The organism is Pseudoduganella aquatica (genome assembly GCF_020865585.1).
GTDB classification, from domain to species: Bacteria; Pseudomonadota; Gammaproteobacteria; order Burkholderiales; family Burkholderiaceae_D; genus Rugamonas; species Rugamonas aquatica_A.
In genome coordinates this window covers 2,713,032-2,735,940 of record NZ_CP086370.1, presented here as the reverse complement: position 1 = coordinate 2,735,940, position 22,909 = coordinate 2,713,032, and the positions used below count along the sequence as shown (strand labels likewise).

At 65.0% G+C, this 22,909-nt stretch carries 20 protein-coding genes and 3 tRNA genes; 8 read left to right on the top strand and 15 right to left on the bottom strand.

Going from position 1 to position 22,909, the window contains the following annotated elements; translation table 11 throughout:
* Positions 1-6: 6 nt before the first annotated feature.
* Complete coding sequence (locus tag KT882_RS12135; RefSeq protein ID WP_161073972.1) at positions 7-1,317, top strand: ABC transporter ATP-binding protein; 1,311 nt, start codon at positions 7-9, stop codon at positions 1,315-1,317.
* A gap of 138 nt (positions 1,318-1,455) precedes the next feature.
* Here KT882_RS12135 and KT882_RS12130 read toward each other — a convergent pair.
* Positions 1,456-1,545 (bottom strand) — tRNA-Ser (locus tag KT882_RS12130).
* A 61-nt stretch (positions 1,546-1,606) separates the two neighbouring features.
* The gene (locus KT882_RS12125) at positions 1,607-2,740 is read right to left on the bottom strand and encodes an FAD-dependent monooxygenase (protein ID WP_228895925.1); all 1,134 of its coding nucleotides are present in this window, start codon (positions 2,738-2,740) and stop codon (positions 1,607-1,609) included.
* Between the two features lie 108 nt (positions 2,741-2,848).
* On the opposite strand from KT882_RS12125, the gene KT882_RS12120 reads away from it, so the two are divergent.
* Positions 2,849-3,604: an IclR family transcriptional regulator gene (locus KT882_RS12120; protein ID WP_161073970.1), complete on the top strand. Its 756-nt coding sequence runs from the start codon at positions 2,849-2,851 to the stop codon at positions 3,602-3,604.
* A 132-nt stretch (positions 3,605-3,736) separates the two neighbouring features.
* Here KT882_RS12120 and KT882_RS12115 read toward each other — a convergent pair.
* The 5 genes from KT882_RS12115 to KT882_RS12095 all read right to left on the bottom strand — a co-directional run bounded on the left by KT882_RS12115 (position 3,737) and on the right by KT882_RS12095 (position 6,721).
* Positions 3,737-3,826: transfer RNA gene (locus KT882_RS12115), tRNA-Ser, on the bottom strand.
* 32 nt (positions 3,827-3,858) lie between these two features.
* A tRNA-Ser gene (locus KT882_RS12110) sits at positions 3,859-3,948 on the bottom strand.
* A gap of 66 nt (positions 3,949-4,014) precedes the next feature.
* Positions 4,015-5,304 carry a serine--tRNA ligase gene (gene serS, locus KT882_RS12105; RefSeq protein ID WP_228895923.1) on the bottom strand — a complete coding sequence of 430 codons (1,290 nt, stop codon included), beginning with the start codon at positions 5,302-5,304 and terminating at the stop codon, positions 4,015-4,017.
* A gap of 104 nt (positions 5,305-5,408) precedes the next feature.
* Positions 5,409-5,612 (bottom strand): hypothetical protein, encoded by a 204-nt coding sequence (locus KT882_RS12100; protein ID WP_161073968.1) that lies wholly within the window; start codon positions 5,610-5,612, stop codon positions 5,409-5,411.
* Between the two features lie 437 nt (positions 5,613-6,049).
* Positions 6,050-6,721 carry a glutathione S-transferase family protein gene (locus KT882_RS12095; protein WP_223149372.1) on the bottom strand — a complete coding sequence of 224 codons (672 nt, stop codon included), beginning with the start codon at positions 6,719-6,721 and terminating at the stop codon, positions 6,050-6,052.
* Positions 6,722-6,827: 106 nt separating this feature from the next.
* On the opposite strand from KT882_RS12095, the gene KT882_RS12090 reads away from it, so the two are divergent.
* A complete protein-coding gene (locus KT882_RS12090; RefSeq protein WP_228895921.1) occupies positions 6,828-7,745 on the top strand; it encodes a LysR family transcriptional regulator in 918 nt (305 codons plus the stop codon).
* 66 nt (positions 7,746-7,811) lie between these two features.
* A complete protein-coding gene (locus KT882_RS12085) occupies positions 7,812-8,516 on the top strand; it encodes a GntR family transcriptional regulator (RefSeq protein WP_161073966.1) in 705 nt (234 codons plus the stop codon).
* Between the two features lie 86 nt (positions 8,517-8,602).
* On the opposite strand, the gene KT882_RS12080 is transcribed toward KT882_RS12085, so the two are convergent.
* Together KT882_RS12080 and KT882_RS12075 are read right to left on the bottom strand one after the other, a co-directional pair.
* Positions 8,603-9,979, bottom strand: a complete 1,377-nt coding sequence (locus KT882_RS12080) for an 8-oxoguanine deaminase (protein WP_161074957.1) — start codon at positions 9,977-9,979, stop codon at positions 8,603-8,605.
* A gap of 126 nt (positions 9,980-10,105) precedes the next feature.
* Positions 10,106-11,461: a nucleobase:cation symporter-2 family protein gene (locus tag KT882_RS12075; RefSeq protein ID WP_161074956.1), complete on the bottom strand. Its 1,356-nt coding sequence runs from the start codon at positions 11,459-11,461 to the stop codon at positions 10,106-10,108.
* 358 nt (positions 11,462-11,819) lie between these two features.
* On the opposite strand from KT882_RS12075, the gene KT882_RS12070 reads away from it, so the two are divergent.
* Positions 11,820-12,701 (top strand): alpha/beta hydrolase family protein, encoded by an 882-nt coding sequence (locus KT882_RS12070; protein WP_161074955.1) that lies wholly within the window; start codon positions 11,820-11,822, stop codon positions 12,699-12,701.
* 5 nt (positions 12,702-12,706) lie between these two features.
* Here KT882_RS12070 and KT882_RS12065 read toward each other — a convergent pair whose 3' ends face one another.
* The 4 genes from KT882_RS12065 to KT882_RS12050 form a co-directional block, all read right to left on the bottom strand.
* Complete coding sequence (locus KT882_RS12065; protein WP_161074954.1) at positions 12,707-13,150, bottom strand: Hsp20/alpha crystallin family protein; 444 nt, start codon at positions 13,148-13,150, stop codon at positions 12,707-12,709.
* A 100-nt stretch (positions 13,151-13,250) separates the two neighbouring features.
* On the bottom strand, positions 13,251-14,558 hold the full coding sequence (locus tag KT882_RS12060; RefSeq protein WP_161074965.1) for a replication-associated recombination protein A: 1,308 nt from the start codon (positions 14,556-14,558) through the stop codon (positions 13,251-13,253).
* 70 nt (positions 14,559-14,628) lie between these two features.
* A complete protein-coding gene (gene lolA / locus KT882_RS12055; protein ID WP_161074953.1) occupies positions 14,629-15,258 on the bottom strand; it encodes an outer membrane lipoprotein chaperone LolA in 630 nt (209 codons plus the stop codon).
* A gap of 11 nt (positions 15,259-15,269) precedes the next feature.
* Positions 15,270-17,819: a DNA translocase FtsK gene (locus KT882_RS12050; protein ID WP_187358850.1), complete on the bottom strand. Its 2,550-nt coding sequence runs from the start codon at positions 17,817-17,819 to the stop codon at positions 15,270-15,272.
* Positions 17,820-18,018: 199 nt separating this feature from the next.
* Between KT882_RS12050 and trxB the strand changes: the two genes are divergently transcribed.
* The 3 genes from trxB to KT882_RS12035 all read left to right on the top strand — a co-directional run bounded on the left by trxB (position 18,019) and on the right by KT882_RS12035 (position 20,473).
* A complete protein-coding gene (gene trxB / locus KT882_RS12045) occupies positions 18,019-18,972 on the top strand; it encodes a thioredoxin-disulfide reductase (RefSeq protein ID WP_161074952.1) in 954 nt (317 codons plus the stop codon).
* Positions 18,973-18,976: 4 nt separating this feature from the next.
* The gene (locus KT882_RS12040; protein ID WP_161074951.1) at positions 18,977-19,669 is read left to right on the top strand and encodes a Smr/MutS family protein; all 693 of its coding nucleotides are present in this window, start codon (positions 18,977-18,979) and stop codon (positions 19,667-19,669) included.
* 177 nt (positions 19,670-19,846) lie between these two features.
* On the top strand, positions 19,847-20,473 hold the full coding sequence (locus KT882_RS12035) for a trimeric intracellular cation channel family protein (RefSeq protein ID WP_161074950.1): 627 nt from the start codon (positions 19,847-19,849) through the stop codon (positions 20,471-20,473).
* 2 nt (positions 20,474-20,475) lie between these two features.
* On the opposite strand, the gene KT882_RS12030 is transcribed toward KT882_RS12035, so the two are convergent.
* Together KT882_RS12030 and KT882_RS12025 are read right to left on the bottom strand one after the other, a co-directional pair.
* Positions 20,476-20,814 (bottom strand): P-II family nitrogen regulator, encoded by a 339-nt coding sequence (locus KT882_RS12030; RefSeq protein WP_019922031.1) that lies wholly within the window; start codon positions 20,812-20,814, stop codon positions 20,476-20,478.
* 23 nt (positions 20,815-20,837) lie between these two features.
* A complete protein-coding gene (locus KT882_RS12025) occupies positions 20,838-22,901 on the bottom strand; it encodes an NAD(+) synthase (RefSeq protein ID WP_161074949.1) in 2,064 nt (687 codons plus the stop codon).
* Positions 22,902-22,909: the final 8 nt, after the last annotated feature.

Sequence of the window (22,909 nt, the reverse complement as noted above, 5' to 3'; positions counted from 1 at the left end):
TAGAACATGGCTGAAAATATTCTGATGGAGCTGGCCGGCGTCGGCAAATCCTTCAACAAGGCGGACGGCGCGCCGCGCGTGATCCTGGACGGCGTGGACTTCTCGCTGCGCAAGGGCGAGATCGTGTCCCTGCTGGGAAAATCCGGCTCCGGCAAGTCCACGCTGCTGCGCATCATGGCCGGGCTGATCGCGGCGGACAAGGGCCGCGCGGCCTATCGCGGCGCGCAGATCAGCGGCCCGGCCGGCGGCGTGGCCATGGTGTTCCAGTCCTTTGCGCTGTTCCCCTGGCTGACGGTGCAGCAGAACGTGGAGCTGGGCCTGGAGGCGCAGGGCGTGCCGCCTGCGGAGCGCGAGCGGCGCGCGGACGAGATGCTGGAGCTGATAGGCCTGGCGGGCTTTGGCGGCGCGCTGCCGCGCGAGCTGTCCGGCGGCATGCGTCAGCGCGTAGGCATCGCGCGCGCGCTGGTCACTAATCCCGATGTGCTGCTGATGGACGAAGCCTTTTCGGCGCTGGACGTGCTGACCGGCGAAACGCTGCGCAACGATATCCTGGACCTGTGGGACAGCGGCCGCATCCCCACGCGCGGCATCCTGGTGGTGTCCCACAATATCGAGGAAGCGGTGATGATGTCGGACCGTATCGTGATCCTGTCCAGCGACCCGGGACGCGTGCGGCACGAGATCGCCATCAATCTGCCGCGCCCGCGCAACGCGGACTCGCAAGAGGTGCGCGACCTGATCGACGAGGTGTACGGCCTGATGACGATGCGCAGCGCGCCCGCCGCCATGCCGGCGGCGCCCGCAGCAGGAGCCGCCACGCCGCCGGACTACCGCCTGCCGGAAACGGACATCAGCCGCATCGAATCGGTGCTGGAGCTGGTGGCCGCCGCGCCCTTCAGCGGCCGCGCCGATTTGCCGCAGCTGGCCGAGGAAACCGAGCTGCCGGACGAGGAACTGTTCCCCACCTGCGAAGCGCTGGCCATGCTGGACCTGGCCGTGGTGGAGAAAGGCGACATCACGCTCACCGCGCTGGGCCAGCGCTACGCGCAGGCGGACCAGCAGCAGCGCCAGGAGCTGTTCGGCCAGCAACTGCTCAAGCACGTGCCGCTCGCCGCCCGCATCCATGCGCAACTGGCGCAGGCGGATGGCGGGTCGGTGGCGGAGGAGCCGTTTATCGAATTGCTGGAGGCGATGCTGGAGGCGGAACAGGCCAAGCGCACGCTGGAGATTGCTGTGGAGTGGGGGCGGTATGGGGAGGTTTATGAGTATGATTTTCATACGCGGAGGCTGATGCTGCCGGAGCGGAGCTCACTTTAAAGGCGAAGTCAAAAGCAACTGCAGAATGGGCGATTCGGAGAGGGCTGGGCGAAGTACGCCCAGCCCTTCGAATCCCACCCTCTCCGTCCAAACAAATAAAAACGGGCTCCCGCAGGGGAGCCCGTTTTTATTTGTTTCTGGCGGAGAGGGTGGGATTCGAACCCACGGTAGGGTCGCCCCTACGCTTGATTTCGAGTCAAGTACATTCGACCACTCTGCCACCTCTCCTGGTCTCGCACTTTCGCGAAGGCTGGATTATAGGTGCCCGCACGGGAAATAGATAGCCCCTTCAGGCAACTTTCCACGCGTCGTATCCGTACACCCAATCAGCGTTCCCTCCTTCGCGCAGCCAGTTGTTGCCGCGCGAGCCGAGCTGGATCTTGGAGGTGCGCTCGATGCGCAGCTCTTCGAACCGGCGCAGCGCGGCGGGAATGCCGCCGGATTGCGTCACGCCGCGCAGAACCCGCGCCAGCACCACGCCGTCTTCGATGGCCATGCCGGCGCCTTGCGCCATGAAGGGCATCATGGGATGCGCGGCGTCGCCCAGCACCACCAGGTGGCCGCTGGCCCAGGCCGGCAATGGGTCGCGTTCGTAGAGGGCGGTCTTGAGCACTTCGTCGCAGGCATCCAGCAAGGCGCGCGCGTCCGGGTGGAAGCCGGCGTAGCTGTCGCGCAGTTCCTGCACGCTGCCTTGCGTGGTCCAGGATTCGAGGTGCCAGCTTTCCTGCGCGGTGGTGGCGAAGATGAAGATGTCTTTGCCTGCGTTGAGCGGGAAGGTGACGATCTGGCTTTCCGGCGTGGGTCCCCACCATTTGGTGAACGCCTGCAGATTGGGCACCCCTGCCAGGCTCTCGGCCGGGACCACGGCGCGGTAGGCGACCACGCCGGTGAAGCGCGGACGCTCCTGGCCGAACATGGCGCTGCGCACGGCGGAGTGGATGCCGTCGGCGCCGACCAGCAGGTCCAGCTTGTGGCTGCTGCCATCGTCGAAGGAGACAGTGGCGCCCTGCTCTTCGGCCTGGATGTGCTCCACGTGCTTGCCGAACAGGACGCGCTCGGCCGGGAAGGCGGCGGCCAGCGCGGCCAGGAGGTCGGCGCGGTGGATGGTCAGTTGCGGGGCGCCGTATTTTTGTTCGGCGGTGTCGCCCATTTCGAGGCGGGAGGTTTCTTCGCCGTTGTCCCAGGTGCGGCTGATGCGGTGCGTGGGACGCGCGGCCGTGCGGCGCACGGCTGCGGCCACGTCGGCGCCCAGGCCGTCCAGCGCGCGCACGGCGTTGGGGGTGAGGTTGATGTCGGCGCCGACGCGCAGGAATTGTTTGGTGTGCTCGAAGACCACGACGTCGTGGCCCATTTCGCGCAGGGCGATGGCGGCGGCCAGGCCGCCTATGCCGGCGCCGGCGATGCCGATTTTCAGTTTGCTCATGGTGTTGTCTCCGCTGGGGGTTGCAAGGTGGGTTGACTATAGCAATGCGGATTTTTCTTGTGCGATTTTTGTTCAATGTGTTCAAATATGAACAGATTGGGAGGATGTATGGCGGATGGAGATGGTTCGGTGTCGCGTGCGTTCAGGCTGCTGGCTTTTGTGGCCGGAGGCGGGTCGACGGGGAATTTGAGCGCGCTGGCGCGCGAGGTGGGGATTAACCGCATCACGGCGGCGCGCTTGCTGGCGACGCTGGAGGCGGAGGGGGTACTGGAGGCGCTGCCGCAGGGCGGACACAGGATAGGCGTGCGCTTTTTGGGGCTGGCGGCCGATGCGCTGGGGCAGGATGATTTGATCGGCCATGGGCGGCGCCTGGTTGCGCTGCTGAGCAAGCAGGTGCGCTGGTCGGGGTATATGGTGGAGCTGGATGGGCCGTTTGCGGTGTATCTGGTGAAGGAGGTGCCGCAGACGCCGCTGGTGAGCAATATCCGGCCGGGGAGCAGGCTGCCGGCTTATTTGATTGCGCCGGGACGGGTGCTGATGGCGCGCTTGCCGAGGGAGTCCTGGCGGGGGCTTTATGATGCGGCGCAGGGGGATCCCAGGGGCGGCCGGTTTTCGTTTGAGGAGGTAGAGGCTTTGCTGCTGGATGCGGCGGAGCGGGAGTGCTGCTGGAGTTTTGGGAAGTTTGAACAGGGGATTGATGCGTGCGCGGCGCCGGTGTTTGATGCGGCTGGGGAGGCGGTGGCGGCGATTAGTGTTGCGGGACCGAGTTATTTGCTGATTGACGAGCCACTGCAGAAGCTTGCTATTGAGGACGCCGTTGTGGCGACTGCCAAGCGGCTGTCGGGGGTGCTGGGGGCTGGCTAGCTTTTAAGGCGCACTGCAAAATGGGCGATTCGGAGAGGGCTGGGCGAAGTACGCCCAGCCCTTCGAATCCCACCCTCGCCGTCCAAACAAATAAAAAAGGGCTCCCGCAGGGGAGCCCGTTTTTATTTGTTTTGGCGGAGAGGGTGGGATTCGAACCCACGGTAGGGTCGCCCCTACGCTTGATTTCGAGTCAAGTACATTCGACCACTCTGCCACCTCTCCTGGTGACGCATTTTCCTGCAGCAGCTTGTTTGTGGCGGAGAGGGTGGGATTCGAACCCACGGTAGGGTCGCCCCTACGCTTGATTTCGAGTCAAGTACATTCGACCACTCTGCCACCTCTCCGTTTTCCCACATGCTGCTGCGAGAAGGCAAGATTATAGCAGGCCTTCGCAGAAAGGGAAGGCTTATTTATGCCTTGAGGTGAGTTATTCCACCCATGTAGGGACGCAGCACTTCCGGCACTTCCACCGAACCATCCGCTTGCTGGTAGTTTTCCAGCACGGCGACCAGGGTGCGGCCCACCGCCAGGCCGGAGCCGTTCAGGGTGTGCAGCAGTTCTGGCTTGCCTTGGGCGTTGCGGAAGCGCGCCTGCATGCGGCGCGCCTGGAAGGCTTCGCAGTTGGACAGGGACGAGATCTCGCGGTAGGTGTTCTGCGCCGGCAGCCACACTTCCAGGTCGTAGGTCTTGGTGGCGCCGAAGCCCATGTCGCCGGTGCACAGCGACATCACGCGGTACGGCAGGCCCAGGTCCTTCAGGATGCGCTCGGCGTGGCCGACCATTTCTTCCAGCACGTCATACGAGGTGTCGGGATGCACGACTTGGACCAGTTCCACTTTGTCGAACTGGTGCTGGCGTATCATGCCGCGCGTGTCGCGGCCGTAGCTACCGGCTTCGGAGCGGAAGCATGGGGTGTGGGCGGTCATCTTCAGCGGCAGCGCGTCGGCGGCCAGGATTTCGTCGCGCACGATGTTGGTCAGCGAGACTTCCGAGGTCGGGATCAGGTAGAAGGTCTCGCCCTCGCCTTCCGCGCCGCCCTTCTTCACCGAGAACAGGTCGGCTTCGAATTTCGGCAGCTGGCCGGTGCCGCGCAGGGAGTCGGCGTTGACCATGTAGGGCGTGTAGCATTCGGTGTAGCCGTGCTCGCCGGTGTGCGTGTTCAGCATGTACTGCGCCAGCGCGCGGTGCAGGCGGGCGATTCCGCCCTTCATGACGGAGAAGCGCGAGCCGGTCAGCTTGGTGGCGGTGTCGAAGTCCAGGCCCAGGGCCGCGCCCACGTCGACGTGGTCTTTGACTTCAAACTCGAAGGCGCGCGGCGTGCCGACTTTGCGCACTTCCACGTTGCCGCTTTCGTCCTTGCCGACGGGGACCGATTCGTGCGGCAGGTTAGGCACCGCCTGCATGAAATCGCCCATCTGCGCCTGCACGGCCGACAAAGCTTGTTCGTTGTTCTTCAGCTCATCGCCCAGGCCGGCCACTTCCGCCATCACGGCGGTGGTGTCTTCCCCTTTGCCTTTGAGCATACCGATCTGCTTGGAAAGCGAATTGCGCTTGCTTTGCAGTTCTTCGGTGCGCATCTGGATCGCTTTGCGTTCCGCTTCGAGGGCGTTGAAACCGGCCACGTCCAGCTGGAACTTGCGCGTCGCCAGGCGGGCTGCGACGGTGTCAATATCTTTACGGAGAAGTTGGATGTCTATCATGGGAGTTGCCGCTAGGTCGGAAAGACAGCAATTGTACCAAGACGAGGCCACTTCTTTCGAGTTTTCAGCCCTCCAGCCTGCTGCTTCTGAAAAACCGCCCCGTTTCAGATCAGGGCGGCTTTCTCGGCTGCGGTCAGGCGTTTGACGGCGACCACCACGACAGGCATCTTGGCAGGGGCTGCGGCCACGGTAGCGACGGCGGCGGCGGGGACTTCGATCACGGGCGTGCTGGCGGTAGCGTAGCTGGTGGCAACGGCCAGCGAAGCGGCGGCGACGAAGATGATTTCCATGTTTTTCAGTACGTTCATTTTAAGCTCCTCAGGTGGTTGGGACTACGTTGTGTGCTGCGATGTTTGTACTGTACCTAAAGGCTCCCCGCCCTTCCATCGGCGTGCGATGAAGCGCAAAAAACGGGGCATGAAACGCAGAAAACGGCCGAAATCCGGAACCGGGCTCTGCCGCACTCTCCCCAAATTCGGGGTCTGACCCCGGGGTTTGGGAAATGCGGCAGAGTCCGCTTGTAGGATTACATTTAACGGTATAGGACTAAATCAGGGGGACGGGCGGCAAGGTGGTGTCAGCGACGATGTGTCCGGGGCACCAAGGCGGACTCTGCCGCATTTTTACCACTCCGGGGTCAGACCCCGGATCGGGGGAGATGCGGCAGAGTTCGCTTGTAGGATTAGGATTAGCGGCGTAGGGCTAAGTCAGGGCCTGCGGCGATTCCCCGGACTGACAAGTGCTATCAGGCGTTCTGCGGGAACAGGGCGCGGCGGGTTTCTTCGTCGAAGTCTTGCTTCAGCGTGACCTTGTCCTTCAGCGCCAGCGCGCGCGCCACTGCCGGACGGGCCGAGATTTCGGTCATCAGGCGCTGCACGTTCGGGTAGTCGCTCAGGCCTTTTTCACCCAGGATGTAGCCGGCGAAGTTGGCCCAGCCCCACAGCGCCATGTCGGCGATGGTGTATTCGTCGCCGGCCAGGTATTTGCTCACGCCCAGGCGCTCGTCCAGCACGCGGTAGTGTCGCTCCACTTCTTTCAGGTAGCGGTTCTGCGCATACGCCAGCTTTTCCGGGGCGTGGTGCAGGAAGTGCACGGCCTGGCCGGAGAACGGCGACAGGCCGGTGGCGATGAACATCAGCCAGGACAGCATGGCGGCGTGGCCTGCGGCGGTCGATGGCAGGAACTGACCGTGCTTGGCGGCCAGGTGCAGCAGGATGGCGTGGGAGTCGAACACGATCACGCCGTTGTCGTCCAGGGCCGGCACCTTGCCGTTGGGATTGATGCTCAGGAAGGCGGCCTGGTGCTGCTCGCCCTTGAAGGTGTCCACCGCGATCAGTTCGAACGGGGCGCCCAGTTCCTCCAGCAGCAGCGCTGCCTTCATTGGGTTGGGCGAGGTGTGGAAGTAGAATTTCAACATGTGCATTTCCTTTGTAAGGGTTTTTCGTTTAACTGCATGCATGGTAGCGGCCGAAACCGCTCTTGCCGTACAATCTGGACGATGAACTCATTCGATAAAATTGCACATGTTGTCTGAAGACGAACTGGCGCTGCTGGACGCGATCCGCAGCAGCGGCAGCCTGTCGCGCGCGGCGGCACGGCTGGGCAAGGCGCCGTCCACCGTGTCGCACCAGGCGCGCCAGCTGGAATCGCGCTTCGACGCCCTGCTGTTCGACCGCCGCCGCTACCGCCTGCAGCTCACGCCCGCCGGGCAGCTGCTGGCAGACGAGGCCGAGCGCCTGATGCGTGACGCCGCGCGCATGGCCCAACGCGTGCGCCAGGTGGCCAACGGCTGGGAGGACAGGCTGTGGATCGTCACCGACGAGCTGTTTGAATTCGACCTGCTGGCACCGCTGGTGGCGGACTTCGACGCCCTGCAGTCCGGCGTGAGCCTGCGCTTCAGCAGCGAGGTGCTGGGCGGCACATGGGAGGCGCTGCGCGACGGGCGCGCCAGCGTGATCGTCGGCGCCACCAACGAGCCGCCCGCCATACCGGAGCTGCGCTGGTTCGAGCTGGGAGCTATGGAATGGGTGTTCGCGGTGGCGCCGGCCCATCCGCTGGCGCGCGCCAAGGCGCCGCTGCAGCGCGACGAGATCGCCGCGCACCGCGCCGTGGTGGTGGCCGATTCGGCGCGCGTCAGCGGGAGCCGGGCTTACGGCACGGTGGGCGGCCAGGCGGCGCTGGCGGTGCCCAGCATGCGCGCCAAGGCGCTGGCGCAGCGCCAGGGATTGGGCGTGGGCTGGCTGCCGCGCCAGCGCGTGTCGGCGCTGCTGGCACGCGGCGAACTGGTGGAGAAGGCCACCGCCAATCCGCGCGAACCCAATGTGCTGTACGTGGCCTGGCGCGGCAGCAGCGAGGGCCGCGCGCTGGCGTGGTGGCTGGAGCACCTGCGCGAGCCCACGCTGAAGCAGCGCTTGCTGGCAGGCGGCAGGCCGTATGACTAGGGGCTGGGCGTAGCCAATATATAGTCATCCATGTATGATTGGATAATTGATTACTGCTAGCGCTCCATGCCAACGTCCATCATCGCCATCGAAGAAAAACAGAGCAGTGGCGAGAGCTCGAACGACATTGCAAACCACATCGCGGAGGCCATCGCGGCGCGCAAGCTGCCGCCGGGGACCAAGCTGCGCGAGGAGGCTTTGTCGCGCCTGTATTCGGTCAGCCGCACCAAGATACGCGCCGCGCTGCTCATCCTGTCCAAGGACAAGCTGATCCAGATGGTGCCGGACAAGGGCGCCTTCGTGAGCCAGCCCAGCGAGAAGGAGTCGCGCGACATTTTCGCCGCGCGGCGCATCCTGGAAGCGGCACTGGCCAGGGAGTTCGTGGCCAAGGCCGTCGCGGCGGATTACAAGATGCTGGAGCGGCACCTGGAGCTGGAGCGCAAGGCGCTGGGCGACCACAAGGTGCGCTCGCAGCTGCTGGGCGACTTTCATGTGCTGCTGGCGGAAGTGGTGGGGAACCAGGTGCTGCACGAGATGCTGAGCGAACTGGTGGCGCGCAGCTCGCTCATCACCATGCTGTATCAGTCGGACCGCGACGCGGTGTGCTCGTCGAACGAGCATGAGGAATTTTTGAATGCGGCCAAGGCGGGCGACGCCGAGCTGGCCGCCAGGCTGATGCTGGAGCACCTGCTGCACGTGGAAGCCGCGCTGCGCTTCGACTCCAGCGGCGCCGCGCCGGATAAGGACCTCGTGGCGGCGCTGCTGAAGTAACGGCGGGTTATGGCTCCGCCTAACCCGCCCTACGCATGCTTGTGCCGTATCCGTAGGGCGGGTTAGCCGAAGGCGTAACCCGCCGATCACGCGGCCCTGCGCGTCCCGGTAGCCAGCGCCAGCTCGCGCGCCAGCGTGTTGTGGCGCTCTATCACAATCGGCAGATCCACGGTCTGCAGCAGTCCATCCCGCACCACCACCCGGCCGTTGATAACGCTGTGCGTCACATTCGACGGCGTGCAGAACACCAGCGCCGCCACCGGATCATGCAGCGCCCCCGCAAAGCCGATCTGGTCCAGCCTGAAGGTGATGATATCCGCCGCCATGCCCGGCTTGAGCGCGCCGATATCGTCCCGGTTAAGCACCTTGGCGCCGCCCAGCGTGGCCAGTTCCAGCGCCTGGCGCGCGGTCATCGCATCCGGGCCAAAGCCCACGCGCTGCAGCAGCATGGCCTGCCGCACCTCGCCCAGCATATGGCCCGCGTCGTTGGACGCGCAGCCGTCCACGCCCAGCCCCACTGGCACGCCCGCATCCACCATCTTGCGTATCGGCGCGATGCCGGAAGCGAGCCGCATATTCGAGCAGGGGCAGTGCGCAATGCCGGTGCCGGTTTGGGCGAACAGGTAGACCCCGTCGTCATCCAGCTGCACGCAGTGCGCGTGCCACACGTCATGCCCCACCCAGCCGCAGTCCTCGGCGTATTCGGCCGGCGTCATATTGAATTTCTCGCGGCTGTAGGCGATGTCGTTCACGTTCTCGGCCAGATGGGTGTGCAGCGACACGCCGTAGCTGCGCGCCATCGTGGCCGCTTCCTTCATCAGGTCGCGCGACACCGAAAACGGCGAACACGGCGCCACCACGATGCGCTGCATGGCGTAGCGGCCCGCGTCGTGATAGGTCTCGATCAGGCGCTGCGTATCCCTGAGGATGGCACCCTCCTCCTCCACCACGCGGTCCGGCGGCAGGCCGCCCTTGGACTGGCCCACGCTCATGGAGCCGCGCGCGGCGTGGAAGCGCATGCCTATCTTGCGCGCGGCCTCGATGCTATCGTCCAGGCGGCAGCCGTTGGGGTAGATGTAGAGATGGTCGCTGCTGGTGGTACAGCCGGACAGCATCAGCTCTGACATGGCCGTCAGCGTGGACACGTGCACCATCTCGCCGGTGAGGTTGGCCCAGATCGGATACAGATTGGTGAGCCAGTTGAACAGCTCCCCGTTCTGCGCGGACGGGATCACGCGCGTCAGGCTCTGGTACATATGGTGGTGGGTGTTCACCAGGCCGGGCATGACGAGCTGGCCGGTGGCGTCGATCACCTCGTCGGCGTGCTGCGGCAGGTCGGCCGTGAAGCCCACCTGCTCGATCACATTGTCCCGCACGAACACTGCGCCGTTGTCGATTTCGCGGCGCTGCTCGTCCATGGTCACCACCACACGCGCGTTTTTGATCAAGAGAGTTTTAGTCATTTTCAGGTCCATAGGAATGATTAAACACTGCGGAAACAATGCGCGGGCACTGCGGAAACAATGTCAAAACCGCGCCGGGTGGTCGTCACCGGCGCGGGGCTTTACTGCGGGGAGGCGGCGAGGAAGTCAGGCCGCCTCAAGCTTTTTTACCAGCATGGGCTGGGGCACGTCCTCCTCGTCGTCGTCGCTCGCTTCCACCGGACGCTCCGGCAAGATCAGGTTCAGCGTCACGGCCACGATGGCGGCGGTGCTGATGCCGGAACCGAAGATCTCGTGCACGAAAGCCGGCAGCTTGGCCAGCAGCTCCGGCCGCACGCTGACGGCCAGGCCGCAGCCGATGGAGACGGCAATGATAATGCCGGTGCGCTTGCTGTGCTCCACTTTGCTCAGCATCTGCACGCCGGCGGCGATAATCATGGCGAACATCATCAGGCCCGCGCCGCCCAGCACCGGCTGCGGAATCGTGACCACCATGGCGCCCAACACCGGGAACAGGCCGGCCAGCGCCAGCATCACGCCGGTCAGGGCCACCACATGGCGGCTGGCCACGCCGGTCAGCGAGATCACGCCCACGTTCTGCGCAAAGGTCGATACCGGCGGGCTGCCCAGCATGGCGACGCAGGCCGAGCCCACGCCGTCGCACAGCACGCCGCGCGCCAGCGTCTTGCCGCGCATCTTGGTGTTGGTGGCCGAGCCCAGCGCCATAAAGGTGCCGGTGGTTTCCACCATGGTGACCACGTAGGCCACGCCCATGGCGACGATGCCGCTGATGGGGAAGGTCATGCCGTGCGCGAAGGGCTGCGGCAGCGAGAACGCGGCGGCCTTCTGCACCGACGAGAAATCCACCAGGCCCATGGCCACGCACACCAGGTAGCCGACGAACATGCCCAGCACCACGGCGGCGGCCGAGAAGATGCCTTTACCGTACTGCACCAGGGCGATCACCGTCACCAGCACGAACAGCGCAATGCCGAGGTTGATCGGATCGCCGTAGTGCGCGCCCGAACCCTTGCCGCCAGCGGCCCAGTCGATGGCGACCGGCACCAGCGACAAGCCTATCATGGTGACCACCACGGCGGTCACGGCGTGCGGGAACAGTTTGCGGATCTGCGGCATGAAGCAGGAGCCGATTATCATCACCACCGAACCGGCCAGCGAGGAGCCGAGAATGCCGGGCACGCCGTGTTCCAGGCCGATGCTGATGGCCGCGCCGACGAAGGCGAAGCTGGTGCCCATGACGCAAGGCAAGCGGATGCCGATCGGGCCGACGCCCTTGCACTGGATGATGGTGACGATGCCCGAGCCGAGCAGCGCCGCGTTGATCAGGGCCACGATCTGGTCGGCCGGCAGTTTGAGGACGGCGCCCACCACCAGCGGCACGGCGATGATGCCGCCCAGCGCAGCGAGCATGTGCTGGGCGGCCAGCAGGGTGGTGGTGATGAGGGGTGGACGGTCGTCCACTTGGAATAGCAGCTTGTTCATTTGTGTCTCCATCATTGATGTTGTGTCGTGAACTACTTGTTCCGGTGCTATCCGGCATGCCTCACCGCGCAGATCGTGGCGTCTGTTTTTATCGTGGCGAGGTCGTACTGCGAGGCGGGATGGAGGGTCTTGTGGACACTCCACTGGGATGCTTACACGCGGCTCTGCGGCCGCGTTCCATGCAATCGATGATGCCGAGTGCTGAAAAAGTTGTCAACCGATTTTGTATACAATCTATGCATACCGCAAATATCGTATTGCAAAAACCACAAGCGGGGTCAGTTCTCGCATCGCGTCATTTATGGCAGGATGGTGGAACTGACCCCGACTGTTTAGTTCGCTTATTTGGAGACCATGCATGACATTTGCCTGTGGCTGCCGCTTGATGGAGGTGCATGACGCCGTGCAGGGCGCGATGGTGCCGCTGGCCCTGCTTTACCCGGCCGTGGGGACGGAGGCGCTGACGCATTTCGGGCCGTATGGCCTGGAGGTGGCGCGCGATGCGGCGCCGGTGGCGGGGACATGGCCGCTGGTGGTGTTGTCGCACGGGAATTCAGGCACGCCCTGGGCTTACCGCCAGCTGGCCAGGCATTTGGCGCTGGCGGGCTTTGTGGTGGCGCTGCCCTCCCATACGGGCAATACGCGCCTGGACAATTCGCTGGCCGGCACCGCCGCCAACCTGGCGAACCGGCCGCGCCATATTTCATTGTGCATCGGCGCGGCGCTGGCCGATGGCGTTGTCGGCGCGCATATTGCGCCCGGCGGGGTGGCGCTGATCGGGCATTCCATCGGCGCTTATACGGCGCTGGCGGTGGCCGGCGGCCAGCCCTGGACCGGGCCGCGCGAGAACAAGGGGGCGCCGCCCTCCCCTGTTCCCGTGCGGCCGGACGCGCGCGTGCGGGCGCTGGTGCTGCTGAATCCGGCCACGTTCTGGTTCCCGGAAGGCGCCCTGTCGCAGGTGCGCGTGCCCATCCTGATACGCACCGGCGAGAAGGACGACATCACGCCCGTCTCGCACGCGCATCACATCATCAACGGCGTGCCGGATGCGGCCCTGGTGGAGCATGTGGACGTCCCCGGCGGCGGCCACTTCGCTTTCATGAGCAAGTTTCCGCCGGAGATGACGCGGCCCAATTTCAAGCCTTCGCAAGACCCGCCGGGCTTCGACCGCGAGGCCGTCCAGCCCGCGCTGTTCGCCGACGTGACCGTCTTCCTGCGCCGCACGCTGTCAGCCGTGTAAGGGGGTTACTGGATCTGCAGCTGCCGGCTGTGGCCGCCGGTCTTCTTGGGCAAGGTCAGCTCCAGCACGCCGTTGCTGCAGGTGGCAGTGGCTTGCTGGTCGTCCACTTCCTGCGGCAGCGTAAAGCTGCGATAGTGCTCGCCGTGGAAGCGTTCGCTGCGCATCATGGTGCCTGTCTGGGGCTGCTGTTTCTGCTCGTCATGCTTGGCGCGGATGGTGACGGTGCTGCCGTCGATGGAGACGTTGATGTCCTCCTTCTCGAAGCCCGGCATTTCAGCCCGCACCGTGTAAGTCTGGTCGGTCTCCGACACGTCCATGCGCATGCTGCGCGCCAGATCCGGCTGCACGCTCTGGCGCTCGAATTCATCGAAAAAACGTTCGATATCGCGGAAAGGGTCGAAGCGCGCCAAGTCGCCGAAGGGGGTGAAACGGGAAAGGTTGCTAGCCATGGTATTTTCTCCTTGTGGGGGTTGTAGTGGAGTTGAATAGCATGGCGACCGCAAGGCCCGGCGCCTTTGATCTGCGTCAAACGTGCGCGCGCACGGCGGCTTACTTGCCGCGCGCGTCGTCGTCCAGGCTGCGCAGGAAGGCCAGCTTGTCGGCGATCTTGCTTTCCAGGCCGCGCGGGACGGGCTGGTACCAGCCGGGCTCGGCCATGCCGTCCGGCAGATAGGTTTCGCCGGCCGCGTAGGCGTGCGGCTCGTCGTGGGCGTAGCGGTATTCGTGGCCGTAGCCCAGCTCTTTCATCAGCTTGGTCGGCGCGTTGCGCAGGTGCACCGGCACTTCGCGCGACTTGTCGCGCTTCACGAAGGCCATGGCCTGGTTGAAGGCGTTGTAGCCGGCGTTGCTCTTGGCGGCGATGGCCAGGTAGATCACGGCCTGGCCCAGCGCCAGTTCGCCTTCCGGCGAGCCCAGCCGTTCATAGGTGGCGGCCGCGTCGTTGGCCATGGTGAGGGCGCGCGGGTCGGCCAGGCCGATGTCTTCCCAGGCCATGCGCACGATGCGGCGCGACAGGTAGCGCGGGTCCGCGCCGCCGTCTATCATGCGGCAGAACCAGTACAGCGCGCCGTCCGGATTGGAGCCGCGCACGGACTTGTGCAGCGCCGAGATCTGGTCGTAGAAGTTGTCGCCGCCCTTGTCGAAGCGGCGCGCGTTCAAGGTCATGGCGTTTTCCACGAACTTGGCGTCTATCTTCTGCACGCCGGCCGACGAGGCGGCGTTGTCGGCCTGCTCCAGCAGGTTCAGGAAGCGGCGCGCGTCGCCGTCCGCGTAGCCGACCAGGGTGTCGGCGGCCGCGTCGTCGAACTTCAGGTGCGGCAGCGCTTCCTTCTGCGCCTTGGCCAGCAGCTGGCGCATTTCCTCGTCGCTGAGCGACTTCAGCACGTAGACCTGGGCGCGCGACAGCAATGCCGAGTTCACTTCAAAGCTGGGGTTCTCGGTGGTGGCGCCGATAAAGGTGACCAGGCCGGATTCGACGAAGGGCAGCAAGGCGTCCTGCTGGGATTTGTTGAAGCGGTGGATCTCGTCCACAAACAGCAGGGTGTGCTTGCCGTGGCGGTCCAGGTTCTGCTGGGCCTGCTCCATGGCGGCGCGGATGTCCTTCACGCCCGCGAACACGGCGGACAGGGCGATGAACTCGGCGTCGAAGGCGTTGGCGGTCAGGCGCGCCAGCGTGGTCTTGCCCACGCCGGGCGGTCCCCACAAGATCATGGAATGCGGCTTGCCGGCCTGGAAGGCCAGGCGCAGCGGCTTGCCCTCGCCCAGCAGATGCTGCTGGCCGATCACTTCGTCCATGGTTTTCGGACGCAGGGCTTCGGCCAAGGGCGCGCGGGGTTCGGTTTTAAAAAGGTCGTCCATCATGCTTTACTGTAGCGGCGGCCGCGCGCGCGGCGTTTGCGCGCGCGCAAGCAGACGGCGCATTTATTCCTTATTGCTGCGAAATTTCCACGCCCTTGGGCATCACAAACTTGTAGTGCGCGGCGCCCACTTGCGGGTTTTTCTCGAACTTGCTGAAGCTCAGCACGGACATGGAGCCGAAGTTGTCCTTCAGCTCCATCGCTTCCGGCGTGCCGTTGCGCAGGCCGATGGTGATCTGCTCAAAGGTGGAGTCCGGCGTTTTCGGCACGGCTTTCAGCCATTCCAGGCCGTCGCGCGCGCCCGCTTCGGACAAGGTGAAGTTCTTTTCCAGGTCGTTGCTGCCGAACAGGATGGCGGCCGGCGACGAGCCCAGCGCATTGCCCAGCTTCTTCACCGTGACCTGGTTCAGGTCCTTGTCGTAGATGTAGAGCTGTTCGCCGTCGGCCTGCAGCAGCTGGTCATAAGGCTTGAGGTAGGTCCAGATGAACTTGCCGGGACGCGCGAACTCAAACGTGCCGCTGGCGGTGTTGGAGCTCTTGCCGCCCTTCACCTGGCGCTGCGTGAACTCGCCGCGCGCCGACTTGGTGCTGCTGACGAAGGTCTTGAACTGCTCCAGCGCGGCAGCCTGGGCCGCGCCGGCCAGCAGTAGCGAGGCCGCGAAGGCGGCTGCGGTGGTGGCGATCGTTTTCAGTGGGGTCATGCTGTGTCCTTTTATTCTGCGCTGGCGGCCGGCACCAGGATGTCGCGGTTGCCGTTCGACTGCATGGGCGATACCACGCCGCTCTGTTCCATCTGCTCCAGCAGGCGGGCCGCGCGGTTGTAGCCGATGCGCAAGTGGCGCTGCACCAGCGAAATGGAGGCGCGGCGGTTTTTCAACACCACCTGCACCGCCTGGTCGTACATCGGGTCGGCTTCGCCGCCGCCCTCGCCGCCTGCCGCGCCGCCTTCGCCGCCGCCCTCGCCTTCCAGCGTGCCGCCTTCGAGGATGCCGTCAATATAATTCGGTTCGCCCTGCTGTTTCAAATGCTTGACCACGCGGTGCACCTCGTCGTCCGACACGAAGGCGCCGTGCACGCGCACCGGCAGGCCGGTGCCGGGCGGCATGTAAAGCATGTCGCCCATGCCCAGCAGCGCTTCCGCGCCCATCTGGTCCAGAATGGTGCGCGAGTCGATCTTGGACGACACCTGGAAGGCGATACGGGTCGGGATATTGGCCTTGATCAGGCCGGTGATCACGTCTACAGATGGGCGCTGCGTGGCCAAAATCAAGTGCAGGCCGGCCGCGCGCGCTTTCTGCGCGATACGGGCGATCAGTTCTTCCACCTTCTTGCCGACCACCATCATCAGGTCGGCCAGCTCGTCGATGATAATAACGATGGTGGGCAGCTTCTCCAGCGGCTCGGGCGAATCCGGCGTAATGCTGAAGGGGTTCGGAATGTGCTCTTCGCGCTTGGCCGCCTCGGCGATCTTGGCGTTGTAGCCGGCCAGGTTGCGCACGCCCAGCTTGGACATCAGCTTGTAGCGGCGCTCCATCTCGTTCACGGCCCAGTTCAGCGCGTGGCCGGCCTGGCGCATATCGGTCACCACCGGCGCCAGCAGGTGCGGAATGCCTTCGTAGACCGACATCTCCAGCATCTTCGGGTCGATCAGTATCATGCGCACGTCGGCCGGGTCGGACTTGTACAGCAGCGACAGGATGGTGGCGTTGATACCCACCGATTTACCCGAGCCGGTGGTACCGGCCACCAGCAAGTGCGGCATCTTGGCCAGGTCGGCCACCACCGGCTTGCCGGCAATGTCCTTGCCCAGCGCCACGGTCAGCGGCGAGGCGTTGTCGTGGTAGACCTTGGAGCCGACGATCTCGCTCAGGCGCACAATCTGGCGCTTGGGATTGGGCAACTCCAGCGCCATGTAGTTCTTGCCGGGGATGGTTTCGACCACGCGGATGGAGGTGAGCGACAGCGAACGCGCCAGGTCGCGCGCCAGGTTCACGATCTGCGAGCCTTTCACGCCCGTGGCCGGTTCGATTTCGTAGCGCGTCACCACCGGGCCGGGATAAGCGGCCACGACGCGCGCTTCCACGCCGAAGTCCGACAGCTTCTTCTCGATCAGGCGGCTGGTGAACTCCAGCGTTTCCACCGCCACGGTTTCCTGGGTCTGTGGCGCGTCGTCCAGCAGCGACAGCGGCGGCAGGTCGCCGGGGCGGGAGTCCTGGAACAGCGCGCCCTGGCGCTCCTTGACGGCGCGCTCGGACGGCACCACGGACGTCACCTGCTGCTCGATCTTCACCGGCACCGGCGCGGCGAACTTCTCCGGCGCCACGGTGGGCTGCGGACGCGCGGCATCGCCGTCGTAGGCGTCCGCGCCCATGGCGCCGGCCAGGCCGGCGGCAGGAGCAGGCGCCTTGAACGACGGCGCGGCGTCCATGCGCGGCTCGGCGCGCACCGGTTTTTCCACGTGTTTTTCGATATGCTTGGCGCGCTCGCTGACCACCACTTCCTCGCGCAGCACGGTGGCGCGCTCGCCCTGGCGGCGGTCTTCGCGGTCCTGGTAGCGGTGCATCACCCACTCGCCGCAGTCCTCGATAAAGCCGCCGATGCGCTCGGCCACGGCCAGCCAGGAGACATGGAAGAACAGGCTGAAGCCCAGCCCGAACAGCAGCAGCATCAGCAGCGTGGCGCCGGTAAAGCCCAGGCCGACGTGCGCGCCGTGGCCGATCACCTTGCCCAGCACCCCGCCCGGCGCCAGCGGCAGCTGGACCTTCAGCGTGTACATGCGCAGGAATTCCAGGCCCAGGCTGCCCACCAGCAGGAAGGCGAAGCCGATCACGCGTATCAGTCCCTCGTGGCGGTGCTCGTCGTCTTCCTCTTCCTTGGTGACGAACTTGCGGGTCAGGCGGCGGTAGCCGCTCCACACCGCGCGCAGCAGCCACACGCACCACCACCAGGCCGACAGGCCGAAGATGTAGAGCATCAGGTCGCTCATCCACGCGCCGGCGCGGCCGCCCAGGTTGTACACCTTGGGCACCACATTGGAATGGGACCAGCCCGGGTCGGCCTTGTTGTAGCTGACCATAATGAGCAGAAAGTACAGCGCCAGCGCCGCCAGCGCGAACCAGCGCGCCTCCGACAGCAGCCGCACCAGCCGGTTCGGCAGCGGCTGGCGTTCGGTAGGCGTGCGGGTATAGCTTATCGGCTGCTGCTTCGTCGGCTGCTGTTTTGCCGGGGGCTGCTTTGCAGGCTGTTCTCTCGTTTTAGGCATTGATACTTTTATAAGATTTTTGCGGGCGCACCATAGGGCGCTAGCCATTTGTGGGTATTCTAAGCCATCTCTATAGGAAGCGGCCTCCCAATTCAACCAGTTTCCCTGCTTGGACTATAATTCTGTCTTTGCTCGCCGGCATTGTTATCGCCGCGCCTGCCCCCAACTGCGGTTTATCCAATTTACTAAGAAGCCTTCCATGACCACTACCAAACACGCCCGCGTTTTGATTCTCGGCTCTGGCCCAGCCGGCTACAGCGCCGCCATTTACGCCGCGCGCGCCAATCTGAACCCCATGCTGGTGACCGGCGTGGAACAGGGCGGCCAGCTGATGACCACCACCGACGTGGAAAACTGGCCTGCCGACCCGATGGGCGTGCAAGGCCCGGACCTGATGCAGCGCTTCCTGCAGCACGCCGAGCGCTTCAACACCCAGATCGTGTTTGACCACATCCACACGGCCAAGCTGAGCGAAAAGCCGATCCGCCTGATCGGCGACAGCGCCGAGTACACCTGCGACACCCTGATTATCGCCACCGGCGCCTCGGCCCAGTACCTGGGCCTGCCGTCCGAGCAGGAATTCATGGGCCGCGGCGTGTCCGCCTGCGCCACCTGCGACGGCTTCTTCTACCGTGGCCAGGAAGTGGCCGTCATCGGCGGCGGCAACACCGCCGTCGAGGAGGCGCTGTACCTGTCCAATATCGCCACCAAGGTCACGCTGGTGCACCGCCGCGACAAGTTCCGCGCCGAGGCCATCCTGATCGACCGCCTGATGGCCAAGGTCGCCGAAGGCAAGATCGAGCTGAAACTGAACCACACGCTGGAAGAAGTGACGGGCGACGAAGGCGGCGTCACCGGCCTGACCCTGGCCGCCACCGCCGACGGCGCGCAGACCAAGATCAAGGTGCACGGCCTGTTCGTGGCGATTGGCCACAAGCCGAACACCGGCATCTTCGAAGGCCAGCTGGAAATGCACAACGGCTACATCAAGACCAAGACCGGCACCGAGGGCATGGCCACGGCCACCACCGCGCCGGGCGTGTTCGCCGCCGGCGACGTGCAGGACCACATCTACCGCCAGGCCATCACCAGCGCCGGCACCGGCTGCATGGCCGCGCTGGACGCCCAGCGCTACCTGGAAGGCCAGGAGTAAGGGCATGGCGGGACTGAAGGACTTTGCCGACCTGAAATCCCTCGGCAAGCAGCTGAAGGAACAGGGCGAGGCGCGCGCGGCCGCCGAGGCCGAGCGCGCCAAGCGCGAAAAGGTGGCGGCGGCGGAAGCGAACATCTTCCGCAACACGCTGGGCCAGGTGCAGCGCATGCCCGAGCAGAACCGCTATGTGCACCAGCCGGCCCCGGTGGTGTCGGCCAAGGCGCTGGCGGCGGCAAAGAAACGCGGTCCGCTGACGCCGGAAGAACAGCGCCAGGACGACGCGGCCGTGCTGCAGGAGTCCCTGTCCGACCTGTTCGAGGTGGACCACTACATGGAAGAAGACCCAGCGCTGAACTACGCGGCGCCCGGCGTCGGCCCCGATGTGGTGAAAAAGATGCGCAAGGGCTACTGGCCGGTGCAGGACGAGCTGGACCTGCACGGCCTGAACCGCGACGGCGCGCGCGACGCGCTGGGCGCCTTCCTGACCCGCGCCAACCAGCGCGGCATGCGCTGCGTGTGCGTGATCCACGGCCGCGGCTTCGGCTCGCGCGGCCAGGAGCCGGTGCTCAAGTCCATGGTGCACAGCTGGCTGGTGCAAAAGGAAGTGGTGGCGTTCTGCCAGGCCCGTCCGTCCGACGGCGGCGAAGGCGCCCTCATTGTCCTGCTGCGCGCGGCCCTGCAGCCCGAGCGGCGCTGAGACGGCGGGTTACGGTGCGCCGCACCTAACCCGCCCTACGCGATTGCAACCGTCATCGTAGGGCGGGTTAGCGGCGCAGCCGCGCAACCCGCCATAGCGGCACCAAATACCCCTATCCGTCCTCGTGTTGCGCATGTTAACCTGTGGGAATTAGCAACTTTGCCAATCCCACAGTAAATGAAGCACATCCCGCACGTCTCCCTGATCACCATCATCGAAGTTGTGGCTATCCTGGTCGGGGCGATTTCTGGCTTCATTGAGGCGCGCCGCAAGCGCATGGACCTGGTAGGCGTGTTCACCGTGGCCTTTATCGCGGCCTTCGGCGGCGGCACGCTGCGCGACATCCTGCTCGACAAGCGCCCGCTGTTCTGGGTGCAGCATCAGGAATACGCCATCCTCATCTTCGTGCTGGCCCTGATCGCCACGCCGCTGATACGCACGCTGCGCCAGATCGTCTCCGAACGCGTGATCGTGGTGGCCGACGCCGTCGGCCTGGGCCTGTTCGCCGTGGCCGGCGTGTCGCAGGCGCAGCAGGCCAATATGCCCATCTTCATCGCCTCCATGATGGGCGTGATCACCGGCATCTTCGGTGGCGTGCTGCGCGACATCGTCTGCAACGAAGTGCCGATGGTGTTCCGCGACGGCAAACCCTACGCCATCTGCGCCTTCATCGGCTGCTGGATGTACATCGTGATGCAGAAAACGTCCGTGTCGGACGATTTCGCACTATGGTCAAGCGCCACGGCCATCACCGTCATGCGCTTGCTGACCTGGAAGTTCGATATGCGGCTGGGCCGCCCCTGAACTTAGACCGCGTCCGGGCCGGTCTCGCCGGTACGGATGCGTATCACCTGCTCCACGTTCTGCACGAAGATCTTGCCGTCGCCGATCTTGCCGGTGCGCGCCGCCTTGATGATGGCGTCCACCACCTGCTCGGCCACGCCGTCGTCCACCACCACTTCCACTTTCACTTTCGGCAGGAAGTCCACCACGTATTCCGCGCCGCGATACAGCTCGGTGTGGCCCTTCTGGCGGCCAAAGCCCTTCACTTCCGTCACGGTCAGGCCGGTGACGTTCACTTCGGCCAGCGCTTCGCGGACTTCGTCCAGTTTGAACGGTTTGATTACTGCGGTGATCTGCTTCATGGGGTTCTCCTATTTGATTACGGTTATGCGTCCGGCACGTTCTTCAACTCTTCCATCCACACCACGGATTCCGAATCGCTGGGGGCGCGCCAGTCGCCGCGCGGCGACAGCGATCCGCCCGATCCCACCTTGGGCCCGTTCGGCACGCAGGTGCGCTTGAACTGGCTGGTCTGGAAGAAGCGGCGCAGGAAGATGCCCAGATTGTGCTTGATATCCTTTAGTGCGTACTGATTGCGCACCACGTGCGCCTCGTTAGGCCAGCCGCCGATGCTGCGGTCACGCCACGCGGCATGGGCCAGGAACGCCACTTTTGACGGCGAGAACCCGAAGCGCAGCGTGTAGTATAAGTTGAAGTCCTGCAATTCGTATGGCCCAATCACACTTTCGGTAATTTGGGCCGGCGCGCCGTCGTCCGCCTTGCCCGGCACGAGTTCGGGGCTGATCTCGGTGTCGACCACGGCCAGCAGCACCGCCGAGTCCTGTTCGCCGAACTGGCGGCTCTCGGCCACCCAGCGCACCAGGTGGGAAATCAGGGTCTTGGGCACGCTGGCGTTGACGTTGTAATGCGACATATGGTCGCCCACGCCGTAGGTGCACCAGCCCAGCGCCAGCTCGCTCAGGTCGCCGGTGCCGATCACGATGCCGTTGTGGAAGTTCGCCAGCCGGAACAAATGGCTGGTGCGCTCGCCCGCCTGCACGTTCTCGAAGGTGATGTCGTACTGCGGCTCGCCGTCCGAGAACGGGTGGCCGATGTCCTTCATCATCTGGATGCAGCTCGGGCGGATATCGATCTCGGACGCGCTGCAGCCCACGAACTCCATCAGCTGGCGCGCCTGCAGCAAGGTGCGCGCGCTGGTGGCGAAGCCCGGCATGGTGACGCCGACGATATTGGTGCGCGGCAGATTCAGCCTGTCCATCGCCTTGGCGCACACCAGCAGCGCGTGCGTGGAATCGAGGCCGCCGGAAATGCCGATCACCACCTTTTTGATATTGGACGAGGACAGGCGCTGCACCAGCGCCTGCACCTGGATGTTGTAGACCTCGTTGCAGCGCTTGTCGCGCAAGGCTGGATTGGCCGGCACGTAAGGGAAGCGCGCCACATTGCGCTCCAGTGCCAGCACCGGCTGCGCCGGCAGGTCCAGCGCAAAGCGCACGGTGCGGAAAGCCGCCACTTCCTGGCGGTGGCGGCGCATGGACTGGCCGAAAGTGGTCTGGCGCATGCGCTCGCGCGACAGGCGCTCCAGGTCCACGTCCGCGTAGATCAGGTGCGACTCGTCCTGGAAGCGCTCGGCTTCGGACAGCAGCTCGCCGTTTTCGCAGATCAGCGCCTGGCCGTCCCAGGCCAGGTCGGTGGTGGACTCGCCCCGCCCCGCCGACGAATACAGATACGCCGACAGGCAGCGCGCCGACTGCTGGCTCACCAGCTGGTGGCGGTAGTCCGCCTTGCCCACCACCACATTGGATGCGGACAGGTTCACCAGCACGGTCGCCCCGGCCAGCGCGGCGAAGGACGACGGCGGAATCGGCACCCACACGTCCTCGCAGATCTCGACGTGGAATTTGAACAGCGGAAGGTTCTCGACCTCGAACAGCAGCGCCGAACCGAAAGGCACGGTCTGGCCCAGCAGCGATATCTCGGTGGAGATGGCCTCGTCGCCCGCGCTGAACTGGCGCGCCTCGTAGAACTCGCCGTAGTTGGGCAGATAGGATTTCGGCACCACGCCGTGGATACGCCCGCCGGACAGCACGACCGCGCAATTGAACAGCTGGTGGTCCACCCGCAGCGGCACGCCGACGATCAGCGCGGCGCTGATGGACCTGGACGCCTCCAGGACGGTCTGCAGCCCGGCCAGGCAGCCTTCCAGCAGCGCGCGCTGGTGGAACAGGTCGTCGCAGGTGTAGGCCGAGATGCCCAGCTCCGTGAACGCCACCAGCGCGGCGCCCTTGGCGGCGGCCTGCCGGGCCAGTTTGACGGTTTCTGCGGCGTTGTAGGCCGGATCGGCCACGCGGCAGCGCGGCACGGCCACGCTCAGGCGCGCGAAATCGTGGGAATACAGATTGAAGAATGACTGCGGTGCGTGCGGCATAAGACGGG

What these genes read in the sequence shown, in the direction of transcription:
- KT882_RS12135 (WP_161073972.1), top strand. Translation starts at nt 7, where the DNA reads ATGGCTGAAAATATTCTGATGGAGCTGGCCGGCGTCGGCAAATCCTTC.
- KT882_RS12125 (WP_228895925.1), bottom strand. Translation starts at nt 2,740, where the DNA reads ATGAGCAAACTGAAAATCGGCATCGCCGGCGCCGGCATAGGCGGCCTG.
- KT882_RS12120 (WP_161073970.1), top strand. Translation starts at nt 2,849, where the DNA reads ATGGCGGATGGAGATGGTTCGGTGTCGCGTGCGTTCAGGCTGCTGGCT.
- serS (WP_228895923.1), bottom strand. Translation starts at nt 5,304, where the DNA reads ATGATAGACATCCAACTTCTCCGTAAAGATATTGACACCGTCGCAGCC.
- KT882_RS12100 (WP_161073968.1), bottom strand. Translation starts at nt 5,612, where the DNA reads ATGAACGTACTGAAAAACATGGAAATCATCTTCGTCGCCGCCGCTTCG.
- KT882_RS12095 (WP_223149372.1), bottom strand. Translation starts at nt 6,721, where the DNA reads ATGTTGAAATTCTACTTCCACACCTCGCCCAACCCAATGAAGGCAGCG.
- KT882_RS12090 (WP_228895921.1), top strand. Translation starts at nt 6,828, where the DNA reads ATGTTGTCTGAAGACGAACTGGCGCTGCTGGACGCGATCCGCAGCAGC.
- KT882_RS12085 (WP_161073966.1), top strand. Translation starts at nt 7,812, where the DNA reads ATGCCAACGTCCATCATCGCCATCGAAGAAAAACAGAGCAGTGGCGAG.
- KT882_RS12080 (WP_161074957.1), bottom strand. Translation starts at nt 9,979, where the DNA reads ATGACTAAAACTCTCTTGATCAAAAACGCGCGTGTGGTGGTGACCATG.
- KT882_RS12075 (WP_161074956.1), bottom strand. Translation starts at nt 11,461, where the DNA reads ATGAACAAGCTGCTATTCCAAGTGGACGACCGTCCACCCCTCATCACC.
- KT882_RS12070 (WP_161074955.1), top strand. Translation starts at nt 11,820, where the DNA reads ATGACATTTGCCTGTGGCTGCCGCTTGATGGAGGTGCATGACGCCGTG.
- KT882_RS12065 (WP_161074954.1), bottom strand. Translation starts at nt 13,150, where the DNA reads ATGGCTAGCAACCTTTCCCGTTTCACCCCCTTCGGCGACTTGGCGCGC.
- KT882_RS12060 (WP_161074965.1), bottom strand. Translation starts at nt 14,558, where the DNA reads ATGGACGACCTTTTTAAAACCGAACCCCGCGCGCCCTTGGCCGAAGCC.
- lolA (WP_161074953.1), bottom strand. Translation starts at nt 15,258, where the DNA reads ATGACCCCACTGAAAACGATCGCCACCACCGCAGCCGCCTTCGCGGCC.
- KT882_RS12050 (WP_187358850.1), bottom strand. Translation starts at nt 17,819, where the DNA reads ATGCCTAAAACGAGAGAACAGCCTGCAAAGCAGCCCCCGGCAAAACAG.
- trxB (WP_161074952.1), top strand. Translation starts at nt 18,019, where the DNA reads ATGACCACTACCAAACACGCCCGCGTTTTGATTCTCGGCTCTGGCCCA.
- KT882_RS12040 (WP_161074951.1), top strand. Translation starts at nt 18,977, where the DNA reads ATGGCGGGACTGAAGGACTTTGCCGACCTGAAATCCCTCGGCAAGCAG.
- KT882_RS12035 (WP_161074950.1), top strand. Translation starts at nt 19,847, where the DNA reads ATGAAGCACATCCCGCACGTCTCCCTGATCACCATCATCGAAGTTGTG.
- KT882_RS12030 (WP_019922031.1), bottom strand. Translation starts at nt 20,814, where the DNA reads ATGAAGCAGATCACCGCAGTAATCAAACCGTTCAAACTGGACGAAGTC.
- KT882_RS12025 (WP_161074949.1), bottom strand. Translation starts at nt 22,901, where the DNA reads ATGCCGCACGCACCGCAGTCATTCTTCAATCTGTATTCCCACGATTTC.